Consider the following 23,171-nt stretch of genomic DNA (forward strand, 5'->3'; position numbering starts at 1 on the left):
GCACCTCCATCGACTCGATCGGTCTCGTCTTCCCCAACGGACGATCGATTCGGTGACAGGCTGTGTTCGGCGGCTCGGACCAGGGGTCCCGCGAACAGTCTGCACGATGGGCCCCCCATCGCGCCAGTGCGGATGAGGCGGTTGGGTCACATGTGACGGATGGTCACGGGAGTGGCCACTAAGCGCTGGTCAGCGGCACTACCACGGTGACGACGCCGCCGTCCACAGGTCGGCGGCGCCTGGGTCTCCCCCTCCGGCGTGTCCGGGCCGCCCCGCGTGTCCACCCCCACCCGCCCGGGGAGGAGGGGCGCCGGGATGACGCAGCGTAGCGAGCAGCACCAGGAGTGACGGCCCGCGACTCTCCGCTCACCGGGCGAGCGCGGCCACCCGGTCGCCCCCGCCGGCCTTCGCCCGGTACATCGCCCGGTCGGCCCGCCCCAGCACCTCGTGCACGTCGTCGCCGGCCACGACCGGCGTCATGCCGATGCTGGCGGTGACCCCGCAGCCGGCGCCCACCGCTGCCACGGCCGCGCGCAGCCGGGCGGCCAGCGCGGCACCGTCGCCGTCGGGGCCGGCCGCGGAGAGGACGGCGAACTCGTCCCCGCCGAGCCGGGCCACGGTGTCGGTCTCGCGCACCACGCCGGCGAGCGCCGCCGTGACCGCGCGCAGGACGGCGTCCCCCGCCGCGTGGCCGTCGCGGTCGTTGACGCCCTTGAAGCCGTCCAGGTCCACCACGCAGACCACCGACGGGGCGCCCGTGCCCGCCGCGGTCACCGCCCGGTCCAGGCGGTCGAGGAACGCCCGCCGGTTGAGGCAGCCGGTGAGCGGGTCGGTGGCCGCCAGCACCTCGTGGGTGCGCAGCAGCATCGCCTGCCGCTCGTAGGCCTCCCACTGGTTGGCCGAGGCCATGGCACAGAGCACGGTGAAGGCGGCCAGGATCGCCGCGACGAAGAGGGCCGGCACGTCGAGGTGCGGCACGGCGATGAGGCCCAGGTAGCAGCCGGTCATGAGAGTGCCGGTGGCCACCACGCCGTAGGGCGGATAGGCGGCGGCCATGAAGCCCAAGGTCAGGAAGAGCACCACCGGGATCGGACTGCCGGCCCCGCCGTCGACCCGCGCGGCGATCGTGACCAGCACCGTCACGGCGGCGCTCCAGCCGTAGAACAGCAGCGGGCCGCGATGGTCCTGCACCATCCGGGCCAGGGGCAGCAGGAGCAACGCCGGCGTGCCCACCATCACCGCGGAGCTCAGCACCAGCAGCAGCACCGAGTGGCGGGCGGGACCGGAGGTCAGCAGCACGTAGCCCAGCACCGAGCCGGCACCGAGCTCGCTGAGCAGGACGCCGTAGCGGACGTGGCGCACCCAGTACTGCGCGCGGTCGGCGTCCTCGGCCAGCCGCCGGTACAGCCCGGCGCCCAGCGCGGCCAGCAGTCGGCCGACCCCGGGGACCCGCAGGTCACCCGCTCGTCGTCGCGCCGCCGGTCGTCCGTCCACGTCGATGCGATCGTCCGGTACCGGGCCGGGCTTGACCGCGCCCTCCCCCGGAGGGGGTGCCTCTCCCGCGGGGAGTCAGCTCACCGGGGTGGGCCTGCCCTCCACGCCCTCGGGGTAGGGGCCGGCCATGGTGGGCACACGCGGCATGGCCGACGCCGGGCGCGGCGAGGTGGGCGGGATGGTCCTCGGGGCATGGGACGCGTTCCTCGAGCAGACCGCCGCCGTCGACCTGGACCGGCCCAGCCGGCTGCCCGGCTGGCGGGCACACGAGATCTGCGTGCACCTGGGCTGCTGGGAGGACCACACCGCCCTCGCCGACCTGATCGCGTCGGCCCGCGCCGGGGGGACGGGGACACCGCCGGACGTCGATGCGACCAACGCCCGGGTGACCACCGCCCACCGCGGCGCCTCCCGCGACGAGGTGCTGGCCGCCCTGCGGCGCAACCGGGCGGCCACCGTCCGGTACCTCGCCGACGAGCCGGTCGAGCTCGACACCGCGCCGACGGTGGCCGTGGTGGGCCGGCTTCCGCTGCTCAGCGTCGTCCTGGGCCAGGCCTACGAGCTCGCCGTGCACGGGCTGGACCTCGTCCCCCTCGGTGCGCCCCCTCCCCCGGCGCCGGTGCTGCAGGCAGGCCTGGCGGCGCTGGCCGACGTGACCGGTGCGCTCGCGGCGTCGACCGGGATCACGGGTGGCGCCACGCTGGCCACGCCGGACGGCGGCTGGGCGTTCGCCTCGGACGGAGCGGGCTGGACCGTCCACCGGGTCGCCCCCGGTCACGGCGGCGGAACGGCCGTCGAGGCGCAGGCCGACCTGCTGCTGGAGGCGGCCTCCGGCCGGGTCAACCCCGTCGCCGCACTGGCCCGCCGCCGCCTCCGGGTGCACGAGCTGGGCGGGCTGCTGGCTCTGGCGCCGATCGTGCAGGCGGCACCCGGCATCCCCGGGGGGCCGATCCTGCAGCTGGCGGCGAGGACCCTCGGTGGCGCCGGAGGCCTGCTCGGGCGCCTGCGCGGTCGCCGCTAGCGCTACCGTCGTCCCCGCCGTCCACTCCCGAGGGGAGGACGGCGAGGACCGGGGGTAGTGCCCGACGACAGGGCCGTGCCACCGGGTGGCGCGGCCGCGACGCCCGCTGCTCGAGGAGGTCCCGTGGCCGACCGGTACGAGGAGCCTGATCCCGACCTGCCCGAGGTCCGTGGGGGTGCGGGGATCGTGCTGCCGGCCGGGCCGCCTGCCACCGGCCGCCCGGGTCTGGACCGCCGCCGGGTACTGGGCGCGGCCATCGAGTTCATCGACGAGCACGGCATCGGCGAGCTCACGATGCGCCGCCTGGGCGCCCACCTCGGCGTGGAGGCGATGGCCCTCTACCGCTACGTCCCGGGGAGGGAGAGCCTCATCGACGGGGTCGTCGAGAGCGTGATGGACGAGCTGTACGGCGATCCCGACGTGCTGCTCGAGGCCACCCACGGCTGGCAGGACTACCTGCAGCGGCTGGCCCACGGCGTCCGCCGGATCGCGCTGGCCCACCCCGAGGTCTTCCCGCTGATCGCCACCCGGCCCCCCTCGGCGCCGTGGATCCGGCCGCCGCTGCGCAGCCTGCGATGGCTGGAGTCCTTCCTGCAGGCGATGGTCGCCGGCGGGTTCTCCGACGCGTCCGCCGTGGTCGCCTACCGGGCCTACACCAGCTTCCTGCTGGGCCACCTGATGCTCGAGGTCTCGCAGCGGGGCGTGCAGATCAGCCCGGCCGACGCGCCTGAGGGGGTCGGGCCCGCCGACGACCTCAGCGACTATCCGACGCTGCGCCGGCTCAAGCCGCTGCTGTCCCAGGACGAGACGGCCGCGGAGTTCGAGGAGTCACTGGAGAACCTGCTGGAGCGCCTGGACCGGCTGCTGGCGTCCACCCGACGGCGGCAAGATTGACGTTTACGACGTAAACAGGCGGGCACTCATCAGGTGCGGCACCGTCGACGACCGCCACAGCGCGTCGCATCCGGTGGTGCCCCATCCGGTCGCACACCAACCATCCTGAGGCGAGGAGCCCCTTCATGATCACGGACCAGGACGTACGTCGCGTCATCGGCAGCACCGCGTTCGGCACCGACGGCAAGAAGCTCGGCAAGGTCGGCGAGGTCTACCTCGACGACGAGACCGGTCGCCCGGAGTGGGCGACCGTCCAGACCGGCCTGTTCGGCACGAAGCAGACCTTCGTCCCACTGGCCTCCGCTGAGATCGCCGGCGAGGACCTCCGCGTCCCCTTCGACGCCGACCGCGTCAAGAACGCCCCGCACGTGGACGTCGAGTCCGGCCACCTGTCGCCCCAGGAGGAGTCCGAGCTCTACCGCTACTACGGGTTGGACTCCGGCGTCGGCACCACTGACGTCACGACGACGACCACCCACCAGGACCGTGACGGCGACGGGATCCGCGACGACGTCGAGGGCCGCACCGTCGGCCGCGACACCTCCGGCCCGACCACGGACACCGCGATGACCCGCTCCGAGGAGCACCTGCAGGTCGGCACCCAGCGCGTCGAGACCGGCCGTGCGCGGCTGCGCAAGTACGTCGTCACCGAGAACGTCAGCCAGACCGTGCCCGTCTCCCGCGAGGAGGTCCGGGTCGAGCGCGAGCCGATCACCGACGCCAACATCGGCAACGCCCTCGACGGTCCCGCGATCTCCGAGGAGGAGCACGAGGTGACCCTCCACGCCGAGCGTCCCGTCGTGGCCAAGGAGGCCGTCCCGGTCGAGCGCGTCCGCCTGGACACCCAGACCGTCACCGAGCAGGAGACGGTCACCGGCGAGGTGCGCAAGGAGCAGATCGAGGTCGACGGCGTCGACGGGACCGGTCGACGGTCCTGACCCAGCTCGCCGCTCGAGCCAGGAGGACCCATGGCCAGCACTGACCACGGCGCCTCGGCCACGCGGGGAACCGCCCGCGATGCCGTCGATGCCCAGCACGACCGCTTCGGCGGCATCAAGTGGGGGGCGGCGTTCTTCGGCTGGCTGTCGGCGAACGGCCTCGCGGTCCTGCTCGTGGCCCTCCTGTCGGCCGGGGGCGTCGCCCTCGGCCTCACCCAGGGCGTGCCGAGCGCCGACGAGGCCACCCAGCAGGCGGACACCATCGGCATCGCCGGTGGGATCGCCCTGCTGGTGATCCTCTTCCTGGCCTACCTGGCCGGCGGGTACGTGGCCGGCCGCATGGCCCGGTTCGACGGTGCCCGTCAGGGCATCGCGGTCTGGGTGATCGGCCTGCTGGTCGTGATCGCACTCTCGGTCGCCGGCGTCGTCCTCGGGGCCGAGTACAACGTGCTGCAGCAGCTCAACCTGCCGCGGATCCCGATCGACGAGGGCACCGCGACCACCGCGGGGATCATCGCGCTGGTCGCCGTCCTGATCGTCACCCTCCTGGGGGCGGTCCTCGGCGGCCGGCTCGGCACGCGGTACCACCGCAAGGTCGACCGGGCCGGCTTCGACGCCGCCTGAGCGCCTGACACGACGAAGGCCCCGCACCGGTCGGTGCGGGGCCTTCCTCGTGCGGCGACGGGGAACTCAGCAGCCGCCACCGAGCGAGATGCCGTGCGCGCTCAGCCACGGCATCGGGTTGACCCGGTTGGCGTAGAGACCGCCCTGGTGGACCTCGAAGTGCAGGTGCGGGCCGGTGGACTGGCCCCGGTTGCCCACCTCGGCGATCTGCTGGCCGGCGCTGACGACCTGGCCGGCGCTGACGAACGACTGGTTGACGTGGCCGTAGAGGGTGATCTGGCCGTCGCCGTGCTGCACGTACACGGCCAGCCCGAAGCCGCTGGCCGGCCCCGACTGCAGGACCACGCCGTCCGCCGGCACGAAGATCGGGGTCCCGATCGGGGCGGCGATGTCCACGCCCTGGTGCATCGTCCCCCAGCGGGCGCCGTAGCAGGAGGTGACCCGGCCGGTGGTCGGCATGCCGCTGGTGGCTGATGCGACAGCCCGGGTCTCCGCCTGCGCCGTCTGCTGCTCGCTCCAGGCCGCGCCGGGGTCGGCCGCTCCCCGGGCGGCGAGCAGTCGCTCCCCGACCTGCCGGAGCTGCTCCTCGAGACCGGCCTTCTCGGCGGCGCGGGCGTCGTACTCGGCCTGCGCCTGCGCGAGGTGGGCGTTGGCGGCCGCCTCGGCCTCGTCGGCCGCGCGGACCAGCTCGTCGAGCCGGGCGACGGCGGCCCGGGCGGCGCGGTCGGCGTCCTCGACCCGCGTCTGGACGTGCAGGTACTCCTGGAGCCGCTGGGCGCGGTGGTCGCCGATGACCTCCATGGTCGCCGCCCGCTGCAGGAGCTCCGTGGGGCTCTGGGCGTCGAGCAGCAGTTCGACGTCGCCGTAGCGGTCGTCGGCACCCATGTAGACCTCGCGGCCCAGGTCTGCGACGTCCTCGGTGGCCTGGCCGACGGCGGCCTGCGCGGCGGCCAGCTCGGCAGCGGTGGCGGTGGCCTCCGCCTGCGCGGTGGCCAGCTCGGCGCGGGCGACCAGGGCGGCGTCGGCGGCCGCCTCGGCCTCCACGGTCATCCGCTGGAGCTGCTCCTCGGCGGCCGCGAGGAGGTCCTGGATGCGGGCCACCTCGGCGGCGAGCTGCGACTGCTCGGAGGACGTGCTGGCGGGCGCGGCGACGGCGGCGGGCGTGCCGGCGAGGAGGCCGGCGACCGCCGCAGCGACGACGGCGGCCCGCTGGGGGGCGCGCCGCCTGCGGCGGGGGGAACGGGCACGGTCGGGCACGGTGTTCAGGCGGTGCAGGGTCGCCAAGGCGACTGTTCTCCCATCCTCGTGACCGCCTACCGAGTTAGCTGACGGGTTCGGGCCGGACGGCGCCCTACCCACCTACGCCCCCATGCGCAGGCAGGATTCACCCCAGTGGAACGGTGGGTCCCCGGTCCACCTCGGCCCGGACGGCGTCGGTGGTTCGGCGGGGCCTGACCGAGGCTCCTCGGGTTTCGGGGAGCACAGCCCGGCAAGGCCGTTGGCGAAGCTACTACGTGTGCACCCCGGCGGTCACGATCGAGTAACACCTGCTGCGCGCCTCCTTGCCCGATGGGGTGGTCGACCGCTACCGCCGGTCATCGCCCGTTAGCGAGGAGTGAAGTCCGGCCGTCGTGGCGATCGCCGGACCGACCTGCGCGGATGGCGCGATCGGCTCGGTGGGCGACGGAGACGGGTCCGCCGCCGGCCCCGGCCCGCCGGCGATGGCTCGCATCCGCTCGGGGACGGGATGAGATCCGGGACACCCGGATCGACACGCCGTCGACACGCCGGTGGCGTCGTTGGCACTTCTCGACACCGCGGCCGACTGCGGCGACCACCTAGGGTCGACGGGAGCCTGTCCCGGCGAACCGCGCCGGCCCGACTGCGGGAGGCGTGAGTGACTGTCCGGAGGAAGGTCGCGTTCGGCCTCGGCGCGGCAGTGGTGGCCGGCGCCCTGGTCACGCTCGCCGGGTACGTGCCGCCGAACGAGCGCCCCCGGGCCGGTACCGCGAGCGAACGACTCGAGGGGGCCCTCGTCGGCGCGGGGTCCAGCGCGATGCAGGCGGCGATGCAGGGCTGGACAGCGGGTTACACCGGCGTCCAGCCGGAGGTGACCGTCGACTACGACCCGGTGGGCTCCGGAGGTGGGCGGGAGCAGTTCCTCGACGGCGGCGTGGACTTCGCCGGGTCCGACGCCCCCCTGGACGAGGAGGAGCTGGCCGAGGCGGCGCGACGCTGCGGCGACTCCGGGGTGTTCGAGCTGCCGAACTACATCTCGCCGATCGCCGTCGTGCACAACCTGGAGGACGTCGACGAGCTGCGCCTCTCCCCCCGCACACTGGCCGGCATCTTCGACCGGCGGATCACCGCCTGGGACGACCCGGCGATCGCGGCCGACAACCCCGGTGCCCCGCTCCCCCCGCTCGCGATCACCCCGGTCAACCGGAGCGACGAGTCGGGCACCACGCAGAACTTCACCGAGTACCTGGCCGCCGCGGCCGGTGACGCCTGGCCGCACGAGGCCAGCGGCGACTGGCCGGTCGCCGGCGGCGAGGCCGCGCAGGGCAACTCCGGCGTCGTCGGCGCGGTCGCCGGCGGTCAGGGGACGATCGGGTACGCCGATCTCTCCCAGGCCGGCGACCTCGGGGTGGCCGCGATCGGGGTGGGGACGGAGTTCGTCGTCCCGACGGCGGAGGCCGCCGCGGCCGTCGTCGAGGCGTCGGAGACGCTGGAGGGCCGCGGTGAGTACGACTTCGCGCTCGAGCTGGCCCGCGCCACGAACGGATCGGGCCAGTACCCGATCGTGCTGGTGAGCTACCACATCGGCTGCGTGCAGTACGACGACCGGCGGACCGCCGAGCTGGTGGCCGACTTCCTCGACTACGTGGTCAGCCCGGAGGGTCAGCAGGCGGCCGCTGAGGTGGCCGGCTCCGCACCGATCTCCGACGCACTGCGGGACCAGGCCCGGACGGCGATCGCGGCGATCAGCGCGGCGTCATGAGGTCGTGCGCCGGGCGTCCCCCGGACCGGGTCACCCGGCCGACGTGGCAGGCTGGCACCGACGAGGGGCGGTAGCTCAGCCGGTCAGAGCACGGGACTCATAATCCCTGGGTCGTGGGTTCGAGCCCCACCCGCCCCACCACCTGCGAACACGCTGGCTGGTCGAGGACGGCGAGGTCCATCAGTCGCCCATGGAGCGCATGCGCCCGCCCGCCTTTCCCGAGCAGCCGGTCGACGTGTTGACCGACGACGAACTGCGCGCGCTGCTGACCACCTGCCGGGGCAACACGTTCGAGAACCGCCGATACACGGCGATCCTGAGGATGCTGATCGACACCGGTATGCGCGCCGGCGAGCTGGCCGGCCTCTCGGTCGAGGACCTCGATCCCGAGCAGGCCGTCGCCTTCGTCCTGGGCAAGGGACGCCGTGATCGCGCCGCGCCCTATGGCGCCGAAGCGGCCGACGCACTGCGCCGATACCTGCGCGCCCGCGATCTCCACCCGTAGGCCGGACTGTCGGCGCTCTAGTTGGGCACAAGGGGCCGCGTCACTGACTCGGGCATCAGGCAGATCCTCGAGCGCCGCACGGCCGAAGCCGGCGTCACCATGTGCACCCGCATCGGTTCAGGCACACGTACGCCCACACGTGGCTGGTGAGGGCGGCCAAGAGCAGGACCTCATGCGGCTCGCCGGCTGGCGCTCCCGAGAGATGGTCGGCCGCTATGCGGCGAGCGCGGCGGACGAGCGGGCCCGCGCCGCCTTCCGTCGCGCCCCCCTCGGTGACCGTCTCTGACTCGGAGCAGCTATCGAAGGAGAAGCAAGCGGACGGTGTCCGCGACAAGCAGGTGACAGTCGTCGGCGGCAAAACCGAGCCTCCGGCACATGATGCTCTCAACACACAGGTTGTGAAGCCGCCGCGCACCTGGCGGGACGCGGCGACCGGTGTCAGCCCATCCCCTGCGGTGTGCACGCTCCGAGCTCGCTGGACGCGCGAACGACACCGGACAGCCCCGCCCCGCCGGTCACGAGGGTCGCGAGGTCAAGTCGCGCGCCGGCAATCTCAAGATCCGGCACAGGGCGAACGCCTCATCGCCTGGGGGGAAGGCTGGGCGCACTGACCGGGTGTGCGTTAACCGCCTCGCTGGGCGGAACTGCCGAGACGTGCGCCCCCTCCACGCTGGGCACCTAGCTGCGCGGGGTGTGCCGTTTCCGCCGCTGGCTGGACACTGAAGGAGAACTGGAGAAGGCCCCGACCGACGGTATCGAGATCCTCAGCGGACTCGAGAAGCCGGTGCCCGTGCTCACCGACTCCGAGATCGCCGCCCTGCTCAAGGCGTGCGCGGTGGGCCGTGGCCGGCCCGGGACCTTCGACCGCGACGTCTTTGGGTCGCCGGGACGAAGTAGTGCTGCAGCTACTGCCTGACACCGGTGTGCGCGTATCGGGGTTGTGCGGGTTGACGCCCAGCGACATCGACTGGACCGAGAGCTGGCTTACCTCACCGGCAAGGGCCTCCGCTTGCGGTCCAGCCGGGCGAGCTCATGACCCACACCGCCGGCTCAGCCTCGGTGACCGCCTGTGATCGCGGCTCGGGCCCCTGCGAGCCTCATCACAAAGGGACAAGGAGTTCGCCGGCTCATAACAGACCTCTTGCATGGTGCTGCCCAGACTCACCTGCCGTGGCGGCAAGGACGAGCCGACGACGGCATGTGCACACCCGCGTGCCGAGGCATGACCGACCGAAAAGGCCCAGGTGACTGATTCCGCAACGTCTTCTTCGTCCTGCAGGCGTTCTCAGCAGGCCGCATGATGTACCACGTAGCGTCGGCTTGAGATCTGCAAGGGATGGATGACTCGTGACCCTTGATCTCCCCGACCCCCTTTGGTACCTCTCGCACCGAAGGTGTCAGGCAATCGTCGAGCGACACCAAGCCGAGTCGAGTCGAAGGACCGTCGACACGACAGTCGTTGCAAACGTCGACGCGGGCGTCGCGGGACTCGAAGTCTCGGCTTCAAGGAAGCCACCTCGGGAGCCGACCTCGCCAGAAATCGCAGCGAAGGCGACTGAAATCGTCAAGTCCCGGACGCACGCGGTACATGATGCGGAGGTAAGCGCAGGAACGTATGTCCGCGGAGTCTTCAACCTACACTGTCAAGACAAGTTCTTCAGTGGCCCATTGCCAGACCAGGCTCAGCCCGTGTCGTACACCGCGACATTTCGAGATCCCTCGGGCGGCCATGTGCTCATCCTGTTGCTCGGGTCGAAGGCAAATCAAGACCCGCAGAATCGCGCCGGCCCCCCGGGTCGGTCGGTGAGCGATCCACGCGGGTTGTATGACGTCCTCCGCCGCATCGCTGAGGCTGATGGAACGTGGGAGCCATCCAAGGACCTCGAAGGGCGGGCCGAAACTGATGCGCGTCGACGCGCGAGGAGCAACGGCGCACTCATGGACGATGCCGTCGCCGCTTTGTACACCGGCGATGCGGTCGTGACGTGGCGCCGCGAGCTTGAGGTGCTATTTGAGGTCATTGATCGAGACAACGGTCGACACGTCTGGCGTGAGGGCGTCTTCGGTGAGCAGGTGAGGAAGCACTTCGACAGGGTCGTTCTGGGTACGCCTTTGTGGGTCGGCCAACCTTCCAAGCCCAAAACCACACCACAAGGAACTCAGCGACAGTGGCAGGAATGGGACACTGCATGCGATCGCCTCGGGGACATGTTGCGGTATTGCAACCAACCCATTCGCAGCGGGATCACACGCGAGAAAAAGATCGCAGGGCTCCGCCAAGTCGCCATGTTGATGTCTAGTACGCAGCGTCGCATCGACTCATGGCAGTCGTTTGGGCAGTGGGCAGCAAGTAGATGCTATTCAATGCGTGCTGGACTACGTCCCGACATTCATGATCCTGGCGCTGAAAGCCTCGATTCTCGCGGCCTCATACCGCTACGCAAGAGGGCGAGCTACGATGTCGGCTTGTTTCGGCGGCGTAGAGTCTGGCTTGATAACGAGACAGAGCCAGCATGGAGCGCGCACAGTCAGGAACACGGTTGGATTCTGCGAGATCCCTATAGGAAGCGTTACGGCAATGACGCGGAAGGATGGGGAAGCGTCGTGGTCACGCCCGATGGCAGCCTTCATGTTGCGGACGACAACGGCCTCTTGGAGCATCGCTGCCGATCTGGTCGTGTGGAGAAGGCCTCCAATTCGGTCTCGCGTGTGATCCTTCTGAACATTGCCAACTGGTATGCCGTATGACGAGCGCCTGGACGGAGTCTCGTCTTTTCGTCATCGACAGTGAATCGTAGCTCCGAGTTCGTCTAAGGCTTCCAGATGACGAAGCCAAGTTCCCTCCCGTCCGCGTCGCCTACCTTCCATCAGATTGCTAAGCGGACTGAGGCACGTGGCGTCGCGGAGGTCGACCCCTCCGGCGCCGCTCGACAGCCGGCTCGTCGAGGAGGTCGTCCACGGTGAGGACATCCGTCGCCCCCTGGGGTTGACTCACTCCTACCCGGAGGAGGCCGTCGTCAGGTCGCTTCGCCTCCAGGCTCGCACCCCCGCGTCCTTCGGCGGCGCGAAGGAGCTCGTGGCTCGTGTCCGGCTGACGGCGGTGGACGCTGGTGTGTCCATCGGTGACGGTCCAGAGGTGCGCGGCACCGCGCTCTCGTTGCTCCTGGCCGTCTCCGGGCGGCCGGTGGCGCAGGACGAGCTCGACGGACGGGGAGTCGCCACGCTGACGGCGCCGAGGTGATGCCGTGTCTTCACGCGTCAGTGAGTCGCTGCCCGGCTGACGACCTCCCCTCCTCGGTGGTCGAGGGCGACGCTCCGAGTGTCGATCCGCGTGGACGGGCCGCCTGCGCGTCGGGCGCACCGCGCGGCCCGGGTACGAGGGCACTGTTCGCCGCGACGGCGTGTGTGACGTGGGCGGCGTCGTCGGCGACGAAGCCCAGCAGGGCCGACCCGCGCGTGTGCTGCCACGGCAGGCCCAGGAAGTAGAGCCCGCGGACCTCGGTGACGCCGCGGGAGTGAGCGATCCGGTCGTCGCGCAGCACACCGGGGACGTCGATCCAGGAGTGGTCGGGCCGGTGACCGGTCGCCCAGACGACGACGCCGACCTCCCGGCTGCTGCCGTCGGCGAACCGCACCGTGTGGCCGGCGGCGCCGGTCAGCCGCGGCCGGAAGCGGACGCCAGCCCGCTGCAGCCCGCGCCGGCTGGTGCCGATGAGGAACTCGCCGCGTGCCTGCATCCGGCGGCCGAGCCGGGATCCGGCAGGCACCCGCATGAGCCGCGACCGGGTCAGCCACCAGAACAGGTCCCTGCCGAGGAGCCGCTCCGGCAGGGACGGGTAGGCGGAGCCGACCGACAGCTCGACCGGCCGGGTCCGGGCCAGCTCCTCGGCGATCTGGAAGCCGGAGTTGCCGCCGCCGACGACCAGCGCCGGACCGTCGGGCAGCGCGTCGGGGCTGCGGTAGGCGTGGCTGTGCAGCTGGGTCACCGACGCGTCCAGCCCGGCAGCGAGCGGTGGGACGAACGGCGTCTGGAACGGTCCGGTGGCCACGATGACCTGCCGGGCGGTGAACGCGCGGTCGGCGGTGCTGAGCCGGAAGCCGGCGTCGGTGCGGTGCAGTCCGGTGACCCGCGTGCCCAGCTCGACCGGCAGGTCGAAGGCGTCGGCGTAGTGGCGGAGGTACTCGGCGACCGCCTCCGTGCCCGGGTACGTGCCGGGCGGCGCCGGGAACGGCAGGCCGGGGAGCGCGTCGTGCTCGGCCGGGGTGAACAGCCGCAGGGAGTCCCACCGCGTGCGCCACGTGTGCCCGAGTTCCCCTGCCGCTTCGAGGACCACGAACCGGAGCCCGTGCCGGCGCAGGTGCCACGCGGCGGCCAGGCCGGCCTGTCCCCCGCCCACGACGACGACGTCGAACGGCTCGACCGGGGCGGTCACGACGTCGTCGCCCGGTCGACCGTGAAGCTGAACATCATCCCGGAGTGCAGGTGCTCGGCGATGTGGCAGTGCGCCATCCACAGTCCGGGATTGGTGACGTCGAGGAGGATGTCGACGGTCTGTCCGGTCGGGATGAGCACGGTGTCCTTCCAGACCAGGTTGGGCTCCGGCACGCCGTCCCGGGTGAGGACGAGGAAGCGGCCGGCGCCGTGGATGTGGAACGGGTGGTGCATCGGGTGGTCGGAGTCCATCTCGTTGACCAGCCGGATCTTGACCCGTTGCCCGGCGGTGAAGCGCCAGTCGACGGGGAGCACGTCACGCCCCGTGGTGCGGTCGAGCAGCTTCCAGCGCATCGTCTCCGCGGTGGTGGCCCGGTTCGTCTCGGCCATCTCGTCCTCCCACTCGATCCCGTCGGCGGTCGAGGACCCGTGGTGGTGCGCGTGGCCCATGTCGTGGCCGTGCTCCACCCCCTGGCCGTGCCTCATGCCGTGGCCCGGAGTGGCGCCGGCCGGGGCCGTCGCCATCAGCTTCATGCCGCACTCCGGGCACCGCCCCGGCTCGTCGCTGACCACCTCCGGGTGCATCGGACAGGCGTAGATCGCCGGTCCGGCCGCCGCGGGCGCGCCCGGGTCGTCCATCTCGGCGACGATGGCGAGGGTCTTGTCCGGCGGCGCGGCCAGCCACCGCCCCAGCCCCGCACGCTCCTCGGCGAGTTCCGGCGCGGTGCGCAGCACCTCGAACTGGTCGGCCAGTGACGGCTCGGCGACCTCGCCGGTGACGGTGATCGCCGCCAGTCGGTGGGTCCGGTTCGGGGTGTGGTGCTCCAGCGCGAACTCCCCCGGCCGGTCGAACAGCACGTCGACGACACCGCGTTCGGACGGCGCCAGCACCACGTCGTCCACGAACTGCTCGTGCTCCACCCGGCCGCTGTCCCCGCCGACCAGCTTCATCCGGGCCCCCGGCACGGTGACCCGGAAGACGCGGCTGTTGGCGGTGTTGGTCAGCCACAGCCGGACGACCTCGCCGGTCCGGGCTCTGAACGCGGGAGCGGTCTCGCCGCCGGTGAGCATCACGTTGCCGTAGCGGCCCATCGCCGCGTAGTTGGTCTCGGTGCGGCTGAACGGGGCGATCACGCCGTCCTCGAGCAGCAGGTCGTCGAGGGTCAGCACGACGTCGCGGTGCGCCGGCGGCCAGTAGGCCGGCTCCGTCGGCTCGACCAGGATGCTGCCGTAGAGACCGAGCTCCTGGGTGACGTCCTCGCGGATGTGCGGGTGGTACCAGTACAGACCCGGATCGGGGAACTGGATGCGGTACGTGAACTCCCCGCCAGGGGGGATCGGCGCCTGGGTCTCGTGCGGCACGCCGTCGAAGCGGTTCTCCAGGCGCAGCCCGTGCCAGTGCACGGTGGTGTCCAGGTCGGTGCCGTTGGTGACGTGCACGACGACCTCCGAGCCCTGCCGGACTCTCAGCGTGGGGCCGGGGATCGAGCCGTTGTAGCCGAGCATCCGCACGGTGTGGTCGCCCAGCCGCTGGGCGACCGGACCGGGTCGCACGTGCAGTTCGTCGCCGTCGCCGAGCTCGATCACCTCGGGCCGCGTGGCCGCGGGCAGGTCGGTGACGTCGGTGGAGAAGACGGTGGTGTCCACGGGTGACCTCCTGGTCGGGTTGCTGAGACGGTCAGCGGTCCTGCACGGGCGTCGTACACCCGCGGTCGGTTCCCCCTGCTCCACGTGACGAAGGGCCGTTCCCGGATCCCGGAGCGCCGTCGAGCCTGCAACCAGGCACCACCGGACTGCACCGAGCCAAGGTCCTCCCACCCGTGGGGCCTTCGGCCCTCGTCGACCGCGCGCCCGACGAGCGCTCCGGGGCGGGTCAGCTCGGCGGCACGGGCGACCCGGTGCGCACGGCCCGCACCACGTCGTCGATGGCCCGCGCCGACAGGTCCGCACCGTGCTCCTCGTCGAGCAGGCCGGCGTGCGTCGCATCCACGGTGCGGTGGCTGCTGTTGGTCGACAGCGACGCCATGCGGTCGTGCGCGGCCGCCCACTCCGGATCGGCTGCGTGTCCGGCGGCGGTGAGGACCACCAGCGGCGTGCTGCCGAGGGTGGACAGTTCCCGGGCCTGGGCCAGCAGCGCGGGCAGGGTGCCGGCTTCGGCGACCGCGTTGCGTGCACCGCGGGGACTGACGGCGAACGCCTGGTACTGGCTCGCGGCCGGCTCGGGCAGGGCGGACCAGGAGGAGGTCGGCACCAGCCGCCCGATGCCCAGGCGGGCCAGGCTCGGCAGCACGGCGACCGCGCTGGGCGGACCGGCGTGTACCGCCCCCGTGCCGGTGGCCGCGTAGGGGCTGGTGGCGTCCAGCAGGACCATCCCGGCCACCTGCTCGGGGTGGCGGGCGGCGTAGGACATCGCGTGGTCGCCGCCGATCGAGTGCCCGACCAGCACGTACGGGCCCTCCTCACCGGCTCGGGCCAGCAGCGCGTGCAGATCGGCAGCCCCACCGTCGTGCTCGGAGGGCGCGTCGTCGCTCCAGCCCTGGCCGGCGCGGTCGTAGACGCACACCCGCGTGGTGCCGGCGACGGCCGGGGCGACCCGCGCCCAGTTGGCCGAGAACTCGCCGAGCCCGCTGGTCAGGACGACCGTGGGGCCGCCCGAGCCGGTGCAGTCCAGGTGCAGCCGGTAGCCGCCGACGTCGTAGAGCTGCCCGGGCATCGGGTGGGCGCGCTGGTCGGCGGCCAGCCCGACGGTCTCCACCGCACCCCCCACGGCCGCGGCGGCCATCAGCGCCACCACCGGGTAGATCAGCCGGCGGCCGCTCCCGGCGGCCAGCGATCGGCGCACCCGGCGGACCGTCCACACGGCGAGGGCGAGCAGCAGCGGTGGCCATGCCCAGCCGGCGGCGGTCAGCACCCGGTCGTCCGGGGCGGCCACGAGCAGCCAGAGCCCGGTCGCACCCAGGCCGGCGGCCGGGAGCCAGGCCCACCGCTGCGGCCGGGCGGTCACGCGGGCGGACGACACCGCCAGCACCGCCCAGCCGGTCGCGAACCCCAGCAGGGCCGCCCCGGTGATGACCGGCTCGGGCTCGCCGGCGAACACGACCAGGGTGAGGACGGCGGCCAGGGTTGCCCCGGTCACCAACGATCCGACGATGACCCGTCGGAGGGGACCGCGGCGGGGTGCGCGGCCGGCGGGGGGCACGGCAGCTGCGGCGGTCGGTGCGACGGTGGTCATCGTGCGGCCCTCCTGGTCGGCTGGGGTCGTCGGCTGGGTCGGCCAGGTCGTCGGCTGGGGCGCCCGACCCGGTGGTCTCGCCAGGTGCTCAGGAGACGAGGGGCAGGTCGGCCAGGATCGCCACGGCGATCAGCGCGGCGGCGACGACGTCGACGGCGGCACAGAACGGCGGCCACCAGCGGGTGCCCCTGACGAAGCCGGTGCGGTGCTGCCACAGGTCCTTTCCGCCGTGGCCGGCCAGGCCGGCGACGATCAGCCAGGGCGTCCCGGTCACCGCGGCCGCGGCGACGACCACGAACCCGGCCGCGACGCCCGACTCGACGGCGAGCACGTGCGGGCGCCCGTCGGCGACGGCGAAGCCGATGTAGACCGCCGCGATCAGGGGGAGGCCGAGGGCGTAGACGGTCGCGGGGTCCAGCCAGGAGAGGGCCAGCGGTGAGACGGCCTGGAGGACGCCGAAGACGACGCCCCACGCCACCGGGGTGCGCAGGCTGCGGCGACGGGTGCGGGCCTCGAGGGCGGTGGTGCGGAGGCTGTCCGTGGTCATGGCGCCGATGGTCTGCGTCGCCGCCGCGACGCGAAGGTGCCGAAGGTCATGGCCCGGGTCATCGTCTGGCACGGGCTGCGGGCCCCTCGGGCGCCGCCGCGACGACAGAGGGCTCGCCCCCGAGCTGGCCGGTCAGCCCGGGCCGATGGGGTGGCGGACGTCGTAGGCAGCCGAGAGCTTCCTGGGGACGACCATGCGCCACGCGTCGACGACGAGTTCACGGGCCTCGATCGGGTCCAGGGCAGCGAGGTCGGCGTGGACCCAGTGGAAACGCATGTCCGACGCCGTCGGCATCTGGAACGTGTGCGGCCGGCCCCGGACCAGCGCCTCCCGTTCCTCCTTGGGGAACGCGAACCCCATCACGCTCTCGTCCAGGGAGAACGCCACGTAGACGATCTGCCCGACGCGGAACTTCAGTCTGCCGCGGACGTACACCGGGTACGAGCGCTCCAGCTCGGAGCCCAGGTGCCGGACGTCCTCGATCACTGCCATGTCAGGACGCTCCTCCCGCCTCGTCCACACGGGTTCGACCGCGACGGCCGGCCGGAGTCATCGGTGGTCGCGATCGCAGGGCACGTCCGCCCCCGGCTGGGACCCGACCGCGTCCCCCCCGGTCAGTCCGGCGGCGCCGGCCCGGCCGGCTGCACCTGCGCCCTCTCCCCGATGCCGATGCGGGAACCCAGCCGACGGCCCGCCTCCGGCACTCGCTCCCAGGGCACCAGGGACAGGATCGCCACGCAGTGCGGGAGGAAGATGATCATCACCCCGGCGAACGTCATCAGGTGGAACCCGAGGAGGAAGGCGGCCAAGGCCACCCGGGCACGGTCCGAGCGCACGAGCAGCATCAGCGGTGCGGCGAACTCGAGGACCAGCATCACCCACTGCGCCGCGAGGAGCAGGCCGGGGACCTCGAGGGTCCAGGTGGCCAGGTCCGTGCCGCGGCGGAGCACCGCCCAGGCCAGGGTCGAGCCGCTGGCCCAGTCCCAGCCGCCGAAGCGCATCTTCGCCCAGGCGGCGAGGAAGTAGGTGAGCATGACGGCGAGCAGCACCACGGCCATCGCCCAGCCGGCTGCCTCGGACGGGCGCCGGTCCCGCCAGCGGGCCCGGCCGATCGTGGGCAGGACCGCGAGGGCGACGAGGAAGGCGAACCGGTCGTGGTCCACCTTCCCGTAGCTCATCGCGATGACCATCCACTCGAAGTACAGGAGGAACACCGCCGTCCCCAGCAGGCGGGGCGCCCGGCCGGTGGCCGCCGCCACCGCCGCGGCCACCAGCGCCCACTGGACGACGTGCACGACCGTGGAGGTGGGCGTGGGGAGAGGCAGCCACTGCCCGACGAGGACGGGCTGGTAGTACTCGGTCGGGACGGCGGCGTGCGCCCGCACCCACGCCGTGGTCAGGAAGACGTCGACCGGGATGAACAGGTAGGCGATGGTCCGGAAGACCGCGATCCGCGCCAGCGGCACCGGCTCCGGCCACCGGGACCACCGGCCCCGGCCGGGCGCTCCCGGGACAGCAGACCCACCCCCGGCCGTCCCCGTCGACGCGCTCACGGTGCCCCTTCCACGTCCTGCTCGATGAGCACCCGCTCGGTGACCCCGGTGGGTTCGCCGTCGACCAGGTCGGTCCGGCGCTGCACCACCTGCACCCGGACCACGGGCTCCGCGTCGGGATGCCGGTCGGCGTAGGCCTGCGCGAGGAGCTCGAGCAGCTCGGGCGCTCCGGCCAGGCGCGGCAGTTGCCCCTCGAACTCGGCGCGGCGCAGGCCGACGGCTCCTCCCGAGAGGCGGACCTCCTCACCGGCGGCGGTGAACCCGACGACCCGGGTGGAGTCCACCTGCCCGTCGGGATCGGCCCGGCCCGAGTACATGCTGAAGGGGCCCACCGGGAACCAGGAGTCGTCGCCGACCAGGCTCCCGCCGACGGTCAGCGCGAGCACCACCACGGTGGCCGCCAGCCGCGACCGTCGACCGGCGGGGCTCAGGCGCAGGACCTCGGTCGACGCCGGATCGACGGGACTGGGCCTCGACGGCACGCGTGCATCCTAGGAGCGGCGCGTCCGGCAGCGTCCGGCTGGGTGGGGCGGGAGCAGGACCGCCGGGGCCGTCGTCCGCTGTCGGTGCCGACGGGGAGGATCCGACCGTGGCTACCTTCTTCCTCCCGCGGGCCAGCGACGACGAGCAGGCGGAGCGGCTCTACGACGCCCTCGCCGAGTTCGCCGGGTGCGAGCCCGCCCCTCCCGGGCAGCGCGTCCAGTCGATCGCCTTCACGCAGGACGGCGCGGAGTGGGTCGCCGAGGTCGGAGAGGCGCTGAGCGGCCGGCGGACGACGCGGCAGCTGCGCCGCGGCGAGGTCCTCGAACGCACCGAGGAGCTCGGGTCGACGTCCCGGGTGCTCGCCATCTACCCGGGCTCGCCCTTCGTCGTGGTGACCGACGCCCAGCCGATCACCGGTACGCCGTCGGAGTGGGCCAACCCCTTCCTCGCCCAGGCCGACCGGGTCACCTGGTTCGACGCCGGGTGAGCCGCCCGCGGTCAGGCACCGCGCCGCGGCCCGAGGGGCGGTCGGCGCCGGGGCGACGGAAGATTCGGCGTGCCCATCGACCACATCGCCACCTATGCCGCCGGTCCGGACGACGTGCTCGCCGTCCTCACCGACGAGGCGTTCCTCCGTGACTACGCCCAGGCCCTGGGCGCCCGGCTCGAGGGCATCGAGACCGCGACGGTCGACGGCGCGCCCCAGACGACGGTGCGGCTGCTGGCCCCGACGACGGGGGTGCCGGCGGTGTTCAGCCGGTTCGTCGGCCGCGAGGTGGCGGTCGTCGACCGGCGGACGTGGACGGCGGCCGACGGCGACAGCGGTCACCACGGTGTCCTGCAGGTCAGCGCGCAGGTCTTCGGTCGCACCGCGGTCATCCGCGGCGAGCGTCGCCTCGCGGTGGCCGGCGACGGCACCCGGTCCACCGTGACCGGTGAGGCGGAGGTCGACGCGCCCTTCATCGGCCGCCAGGTCGAGGGTGCGGTCCGTGAGCTGGCGCTGGTGGTCCTGCGCCGCGAGGACGACGTGCTGCGGCGCTGGCTGGGCGACCCGAGCTAGCCGCCCGGTCAGCCGACCGGCGTCCGGCCGGTCAGGGAGCCAGCGGTCCCCAGTGGCCGACCGTGGCCCAGGTGCCGGAGCGCTGCTCCTCGAGTCGGTACTCGGCGGCCGCGGGCGGGTCGGTCATGCGGTGCCGGGTGACCTCCTCCACGGCCAGCTCCTCGGCGGTCCGGGCGTCGCCGGCCTCCCACTCCTGCAGCACGACACCGTCGTTGGTCGACAAGCGGTAGTTGGGCATGGCCGGACCCTAGGAGGGCGCGGCCGCACCGGCGAGGCGACCGGACCCGGCTCCCTCCGGTGCTCACCGGCGGCCTCTCGGCGTACCGTCCGCCCATGACCACGGAGGCCGCCGCCGCGGACCGCCTGGTGGGCGGGCGCTACGCACTGCGCGAGGTGCTCGGCCGGGGCGGCATGGGCGTCGTCTGGCTGGCGACCGACCAGAAGCTGCAGCGGCTGGTCGCGATCAAGGAGATCAGCTACCCGCTGCACCTCACCGACAGCGAGCGCCAGGTGCTGCGCGAGCGGACGTTGCGCGAGGCCCGCACCGCCGCCCGGCTCGACCACCCCTCCGTGACCACGGTGTACGACGTGGTCGAGGAGGACGGCCGTCCCTGGCTGGTGATGGAGCACGTCGAGTCACGCAGCCTGCAGCAGCTGGTCGACGCGCAGGGTCCGCTGCCGTGGGCCGCGGTCGCCCGCATCGGGCTGGACGTGCTGGCCGGCCTGGAGGCGGCTCACCAGGCCGGGATCGTGCACCGCGACGTCAAGCCGGCCAACGTGCTGGTCGCCCCGGACGGGCGGGCCTGCCTCACCGACTTCGGCATCGCGACCGCCACCGGCGACTCGGCGATCACCACGACCGGCGCCATCATCGGGTCGCCGTCCTACATGGCACCCGAGCGCGCCAACGGGTACTCGCCCCAGCCGCCGGTCGACCTGTGGTCGCTGGGCGCGACGCTGTACACCGCCGTGGAGGGGCACCTCGCCTTCGCCCGGGGCGAGCCGATGGCCACCCTCATGGCCGTGGTCACCGAGGACCCCGAACCGGCCCGCCTCGCCGGCCCGCTCGAGCCGGTCCTCCGGGGCCTGCTGACCAAGGACCCCGCCCAGCGCCTGACCGTCGAGCAGGCGCGGCAGCAGCTGCAGGCCGTCCTGTCCGGGGCCGTCCCCCCGCCCTGGACCCCGCCGGTCGACGTGCCCGCCCCTCCGGTCCCCGCCGAGCCGGCGCCGGACGGCGGCCGGGTCGAGCGGTTCGACGCCGCCGACCTGCGCGCGCTCGCCTCCGCGTCCAAGCACGCCCTCGGGACCGTGGCCCGCGACGCCCGCGACCAGGCCCGCCACCTCGCCGACCGGCGGCGTGAGCGCAAGGGCGTCGGCCCCGAACGGGCGCCGGCGCGGACCTCGGCGTCCGGAAGGGTCCCGGCGTCAGGAGGGGCGCCCGTCCCACATCGCCGGTGGCGGTTCAAGCGCCGCTGGGTGGTCGTCCCCGTGCTCCTGACGCTGCTGCTCGTCCTGGCCGTCGTCGGCGGCCTCGTGGCGGTGGCGGGGGCCGCGTTCGGCTGGTTCTGACCGGCCGCGCCCGGGCGGCGCCGGCGGTTCTGGGGCAGGCTCGCAGGATGACGACGCCCGAGCCGGAGAGCCCTGAGCCCCGCGACATCGCCCTCGAGATGGCGACCCCCGAGCAGGCGGCCGACCTCGAGGGAGAGAGTGAGCCGGAGGACCGTCCCGCCTCCCCCTCCTGACAGCCATGGACCGCCCGCATGCTGGGTAGCGGGCCGTCATGCGCAGCCGTGACCTCCTCCTGTACGCCTACGACCAGGTCCGCGAGACCCTCGCCGGCACCCTCGAGGGCCTCGCTCCCGACGCCCTGGAGCGTCGAGCCGCACCCGACACCAACCCGATCGGCTGGCTGGTCTGGCACCTGCTCCGGGTGCAGGACGACCACGTCGCGGACGTCGCCGGCACCGAGCAGGTGTGGACGGCGCAGGGCTTCGCCGGCCGGTTCGCGCTGCCCCTGGACGACGCGGCCACCGGCTACGGCATGAGCAGCGAGGAGGTGGCCGCCGTCCGGGTGCCGTCGGCCGAGCTGCTGCTCGAGTACTCCGAGGCGGTGCACGCCCGGACGGCGGAGTTCCTGCGCGGCCTGTCCGACGACGACCTGGACCGGGTGGTCGACCGGCGGTGGGATCCGCCGGTCACCCTCGGCGTCCGCCTGGTCAGCGTGCTGTCCGACGACCTCCAGCACCTGGGGCAGGCCGCGTACCTGCGCGGGCTGCTCGGCGCCTGAGTCAGCGGCCGGCGGCCAGCCGCGCCGGTTCGATCCGGCGACCGGCGACGTAGTAGAGCGTCGTGCCGGTGGGGACCGGGGTGTCCCACGGCGGGCTGACCACCAACCCGCCGTCGGAGCGGACGGCCAGCAGCGTGGCTCCGAACGACCGCCCGAACCAGGTCTGGCACTCGCCGAACGTGGCGTGCGGGAAGCCGGGGGGAACGCGGGTCGAGTACGTGTTGCCGTGCCCGCCGCTGGTCATCAGGTCGTTGTAGACCTGCGCGATCCCGGGGTCGTTGGCCTCCTCGGTCAGCAGGTACGGCATGTGCCACTGGACCGCCTGCACGCCCTCGTGGACGTAGCGCAGGGTGCTCAGCCGGCCGAGGTCGCGCAGCGCGGCGACCAGGTGGATGCCCGGGTTGGCGTGCGTGACGGCCAGCGCGACCGCCAGCGTCTCGTTGTCGTCGCGGGCGTCGACGACCGCCGTCCGGGCGCGTCCCACGCAGGCGCGGGTCATCACGTCCTCGGAGCCGAGGTCCCCGCGGACGAAGTGCACGGCAGGCAGCTCGGGGAGCGGGTCCTCCGGGACGTCGTCCCAGGCGCACAGCACCACCTGGACGCGCTCCTCGGCGGTCAGTTCCGCGACGATGCGCGCGGTGCGGCCCGGCGTGTAGCCGAGCAGGACGACGTGGTCGGCGAGGTCCAGCGTGACCAGTCCCCTCAGTCTCTTGCCCTTGACCGACTGCAGGGCGGCGGCCAGCGAGGTGAACAGCAGGGTGAGCGTGACGATGCCGCCGACGACCACGTAGAGGCCGACCAGCCGGCCGCCCGTCGACGTCGGGAAGACGTCGCCGTACCCCACCGTCGCGGACGTGATGACGAAGTACCACCAGTACGTGCCCGGCGCGGCGATCTCGCTGTCGGCCGGCTCCAGCAGGGCCATGGCCAGCCAGCTGGAGAGGAAGACGAAGACGGCGACCGCCAGGGGCAGCCGCCACCCACTGAGCCGCAGGCGGACCACACGCAGCAGACGTGCGATGAGGAACGGCACCCGACCTCCCTGACGGCGACCGGGGGACGGTAGCGCTCACCGCTCCGCCGGTCACCGCGGGGACCGA

General features: G+C 73.1%; 24 protein-coding genes, 1 tRNA gene and 1 riboswitch. Of the genes, 14 read left to right on the top strand and 11 right to left on the bottom strand.

Annotated features, from left to right (window positions below):
- Positions 1-366: 366 nt before the first annotated feature.
- Positions 367-1,494 carry a GGDEF domain-containing protein gene (locus GCU56_RS25270; protein ID WP_345771882.1) on the bottom strand — a complete coding sequence of 376 codons (1,128 nt, stop codon included), beginning with the start codon at positions 1,492-1,494 and terminating at the stop codon, positions 367-369.
- A 127-nt stretch (positions 1,495-1,621) separates the two neighbouring features.
- On the opposite strand from GCU56_RS25270, the gene GCU56_RS16080 reads away from it, so the two are divergent.
- The 4 genes from GCU56_RS16080 (at position 1,622) to GCU56_RS16095 (ending at position 4,971) form a co-directional block, all read left to right on the top strand.
- Positions 1,622-2,515 carry a maleylpyruvate isomerase N-terminal domain-containing protein gene (locus GCU56_RS16080; protein WP_163482759.1) on the top strand — a complete coding sequence of 298 codons (894 nt, stop codon included), beginning with the start codon at positions 1,622-1,624 and terminating at the stop codon, positions 2,513-2,515.
- Between the two features lie 123 nt (positions 2,516-2,638).
- Positions 2,639-3,409 carry a TetR/AcrR family transcriptional regulator C-terminal domain-containing protein gene (locus GCU56_RS16085; RefSeq protein WP_163482760.1) on the top strand — a complete coding sequence of 257 codons (771 nt, stop codon included), beginning with the start codon at positions 2,639-2,641 and terminating at the stop codon, positions 3,407-3,409.
- Positions 3,410-3,534: 125 nt separating this feature from the next.
- The gene (locus tag GCU56_RS16090) at positions 3,535-4,347 is read left to right on the top strand and encodes a DUF2382 domain-containing protein (RefSeq protein WP_163482761.1); all 813 of its coding nucleotides are present in this window, start codon (positions 3,535-3,537) and stop codon (positions 4,345-4,347) included.
- 30 nt (positions 4,348-4,377) lie between these two features.
- A complete protein-coding gene (locus GCU56_RS16095; protein WP_163482762.1) occupies positions 4,378-4,971 on the top strand; it encodes a hypothetical protein in 594 nt (197 codons plus the stop codon).
- Between the two features lie 66 nt (positions 4,972-5,037).
- On the opposite strand, the gene GCU56_RS16100 is transcribed toward GCU56_RS16095, so the two are convergent.
- A complete protein-coding gene (locus GCU56_RS16100; RefSeq protein ID WP_163482763.1) occupies positions 5,038-6,255 on the bottom strand; it encodes a M23 family metallopeptidase in 1,218 nt (405 codons plus the stop codon).
- Between the two features lie 11 nt (positions 6,256-6,266).
- Positions 6,267-6,428, bottom strand: a riboswitch (cyclic di-AMP (ydaO/yuaA leader).
- A gap of 440 nt (positions 6,429-6,868) precedes the next feature.
- Here GCU56_RS16100 and pstS point away from each other — a divergent pair.
- The 5 genes from pstS to GCU56_RS16125 all read left to right on the top strand — a co-directional run bounded on the left by pstS (position 6,869) and on the right by GCU56_RS16125 (position 11,225).
- Positions 6,869-7,972, top strand: coding sequence for a phosphate ABC transporter substrate-binding protein PstS (gene pstS, locus GCU56_RS16105; RefSeq protein ID WP_163482764.1), 1,104 nt, complete (start codon positions 6,869-6,871; stop codon positions 7,970-7,972).
- Between the two features lie 64 nt (positions 7,973-8,036).
- A tRNA-Ile gene (locus GCU56_RS16110) sits at positions 8,037-8,113 on the top strand.
- A 49-nt stretch (positions 8,114-8,162) separates the two neighbouring features.
- Positions 8,163-8,477 carry a tyrosine-type recombinase/integrase gene (locus GCU56_RS23495; RefSeq protein ID WP_204332229.1) on the top strand — a complete coding sequence of 105 codons (315 nt, stop codon included), beginning with the start codon at positions 8,163-8,165 and terminating at the stop codon, positions 8,475-8,477.
- Between the two features lie 691 nt (positions 8,478-9,168).
- Positions 9,169-9,393, top strand: coding sequence for a hypothetical protein (locus GCU56_RS16120; RefSeq protein WP_163482765.1), 225 nt, complete (start codon positions 9,169-9,171; stop codon positions 9,391-9,393).
- Positions 9,394-10,415: 1,022 nt separating this feature from the next.
- Entirely contained in the window at positions 10,416-11,225 is an 810-nt protein-coding gene (locus tag GCU56_RS16125) for a hypothetical protein (RefSeq protein ID WP_163482766.1), read from the top strand.
- 503 nt (positions 11,226-11,728) lie between these two features.
- Here GCU56_RS16125 and GCU56_RS16135 read toward each other — a convergent pair.
- The 7 genes from GCU56_RS16135 to GCU56_RS16165 form a co-directional block, all read right to left on the bottom strand.
- A complete protein-coding gene (locus GCU56_RS16135; RefSeq protein WP_163482767.1) occupies positions 11,729-12,910 on the bottom strand; it encodes an FAD-dependent oxidoreductase in 1,182 nt (393 codons plus the stop codon).
- Complete coding sequence (locus GCU56_RS16140; protein WP_163482768.1) at positions 12,907-14,556, bottom strand: multicopper oxidase domain-containing protein; 1,650 nt, start codon at positions 14,554-14,556, stop codon at positions 12,907-12,909. Before GCU56_RS16140 ends, GCU56_RS16135 begins: the two co-directional genes overlap by 4 nt.
- A gap of 226 nt (positions 14,557-14,782) precedes the next feature.
- Positions 14,783-16,045, bottom strand: coding sequence for an alpha/beta fold hydrolase (locus tag GCU56_RS16145; RefSeq protein ID WP_163482769.1), 1,263 nt, complete (start codon positions 16,043-16,045; stop codon positions 14,783-14,785).
- Between the two features lie 184 nt (positions 16,046-16,229).
- On the bottom strand, positions 16,230-16,688 hold the full coding sequence (locus GCU56_RS16150) for a hypothetical protein (RefSeq protein WP_163482770.1): 459 nt from the start codon (positions 16,686-16,688) through the stop codon (positions 16,230-16,232).
- Between the two features lie 132 nt (positions 16,689-16,820).
- Positions 16,821-17,180 (bottom strand): MmcQ/YjbR family DNA-binding protein, encoded by a 360-nt coding sequence (locus GCU56_RS16155; RefSeq protein ID WP_163482771.1) that lies wholly within the window; start codon positions 17,178-17,180, stop codon positions 16,821-16,823.
- A gap of 122 nt (positions 17,181-17,302) precedes the next feature.
- Entirely contained in the window at positions 17,303-18,154 is an 852-nt protein-coding gene (locus GCU56_RS16160; RefSeq protein WP_345771883.1) for an MFS transporter permease, read from the bottom strand.
- Positions 18,155-18,237: 83 nt separating this feature from the next.
- Complete coding sequence (locus GCU56_RS16165) at positions 18,238-18,723, bottom strand: hypothetical protein (protein WP_163482773.1); 486 nt, start codon at positions 18,721-18,723, stop codon at positions 18,238-18,240.
- Positions 18,724-18,830: 107 nt separating this feature from the next.
- Between GCU56_RS16165 and GCU56_RS16170 the strand changes: the two genes are divergently transcribed.
- A complete protein-coding gene (locus tag GCU56_RS16170) occupies positions 18,831-19,211 on the top strand; it encodes a hypothetical protein (RefSeq protein WP_163482774.1) in 381 nt (126 codons plus the stop codon).
- A gap of 69 nt (positions 19,212-19,280) precedes the next feature.
- Positions 19,281-19,784 (top strand): DUF2505 family protein, encoded by a 504-nt coding sequence (locus GCU56_RS16175; RefSeq protein ID WP_163482775.1) that lies wholly within the window; start codon positions 19,281-19,283, stop codon positions 19,782-19,784.
- Between the two features lie 31 nt (positions 19,785-19,815).
- Here the strand turns inward: GCU56_RS16175 and GCU56_RS16180 are convergent, their stop codons facing one another.
- Positions 19,816-20,022, bottom strand: coding sequence for a hypothetical protein (locus GCU56_RS16180; RefSeq protein ID WP_163482776.1), 207 nt, complete (start codon positions 20,020-20,022; stop codon positions 19,816-19,818).
- Positions 20,023-20,117: 95 nt separating this feature from the next.
- Between GCU56_RS16180 and GCU56_RS16185 the strand changes: the two genes are divergently transcribed.
- The 3 genes from GCU56_RS16185 to GCU56_RS16190 are packed head-to-tail and all read left to right on the top strand — an operon-like array spanning position 20,118 to position 22,071.
- Positions 20,118-21,353 carry a serine/threonine-protein kinase gene (locus GCU56_RS16185; protein WP_163482777.1) on the top strand — a complete coding sequence of 412 codons (1,236 nt, stop codon included), beginning with the start codon at positions 20,118-20,120 and terminating at the stop codon, positions 21,351-21,353.
- 47 nt (positions 21,354-21,400) lie between these two features.
- The gene (locus GCU56_RS24705; RefSeq protein WP_275585926.1) at positions 21,401-21,526 is read left to right on the top strand and encodes a hypothetical protein; all 126 of its coding nucleotides are present in this window, start codon (positions 21,401-21,403) and stop codon (positions 21,524-21,526) included.
- 38 nt (positions 21,527-21,564) lie between these two features.
- Positions 21,565-22,071: a mycothiol transferase gene (locus GCU56_RS16190; RefSeq protein WP_163482778.1), complete on the top strand. Its 507-nt coding sequence runs from the start codon at positions 21,565-21,567 to the stop codon at positions 22,069-22,071.
- A gap of 1 nt (position 22,072) precedes the next feature.
- Here GCU56_RS16190 and GCU56_RS16195 read toward each other — a convergent pair whose 3' ends face one another.
- Complete coding sequence (locus GCU56_RS16195; RefSeq protein WP_163482779.1) at positions 22,073-23,104, bottom strand: ion channel; 1,032 nt, start codon at positions 23,102-23,104, stop codon at positions 22,073-22,075.
- Positions 23,105-23,171 lie beyond the last annotated feature (67 nt).

Source organism: Geodermatophilus sabuli, from assembly GCF_010686765.1.
GTDB classification, from domain to species: Bacteria; Actinomycetota; Actinomycetes; order Mycobacteriales; family Geodermatophilaceae; genus Geodermatophilus; species Geodermatophilus sabuli_A.

What these genes read in the sequence shown, in the direction of transcription:
- GCU56_RS16185 (WP_163482777.1), top strand. Translation starts at nt 20,118, where the DNA reads ATGACCACGGAGGCCGCCGCCGCGGACCGCCTGGTGGGCGGGCGCTAC.
- GCU56_RS16125 (WP_163482766.1), top strand. Translation starts at nt 10,416, where the DNA reads ATGGACGATGCCGTCGCCGCTTTGTACACCGGCGATGCGGTCGTGACG.
- GCU56_RS16090 (WP_163482761.1), top strand. Translation starts at nt 3,535, where the DNA reads ATGATCACGGACCAGGACGTACGTCGCGTCATCGGCAGCACCGCGTTC.
- GCU56_RS16080 (WP_163482759.1), top strand. Translation starts at nt 1,622, where the DNA reads ATGGTGGGCACACGCGGCATGGCCGACGCCGGGCGCGGCGAGGTGGGC.
- GCU56_RS16155 (WP_163482771.1), bottom strand. Translation starts at nt 17,180, where the DNA reads ATGGCAGTGATCGAGGACGTCCGGCACCTGGGCTCCGAGCTGGAGCGC.
- GCU56_RS24705 (WP_275585926.1), top strand. Translation starts at nt 21,401, where the DNA reads ATGACGACGCCCGAGCCGGAGAGCCCTGAGCCCCGCGACATCGCCCTC.
- GCU56_RS16190 (WP_163482778.1), top strand. Translation starts at nt 21,565, where the DNA reads ATGCGCAGCCGTGACCTCCTCCTGTACGCCTACGACCAGGTCCGCGAG.
- GCU56_RS23495 (WP_204332229.1), top strand. Translation starts at nt 8,163, where the DNA reads ATGGAGCGCATGCGCCCGCCCGCCTTTCCCGAGCAGCCGGTCGACGTG.
- GCU56_RS16095 (WP_163482762.1), top strand. Translation starts at nt 4,378, where the DNA reads ATGGCCAGCACTGACCACGGCGCCTCGGCCACGCGGGGAACCGCCCGC.
- GCU56_RS16150 (WP_163482770.1), bottom strand. Translation starts at nt 16,688, where the DNA reads ATGACCACGGACAGCCTCCGCACCACCGCCCTCGAGGCCCGCACCCGT.
- GCU56_RS16180 (WP_163482776.1), bottom strand. Translation starts at nt 20,022, where the DNA reads ATGCCCAACTACCGCTTGTCGACCAACGACGGTGTCGTGCTGCAGGAG.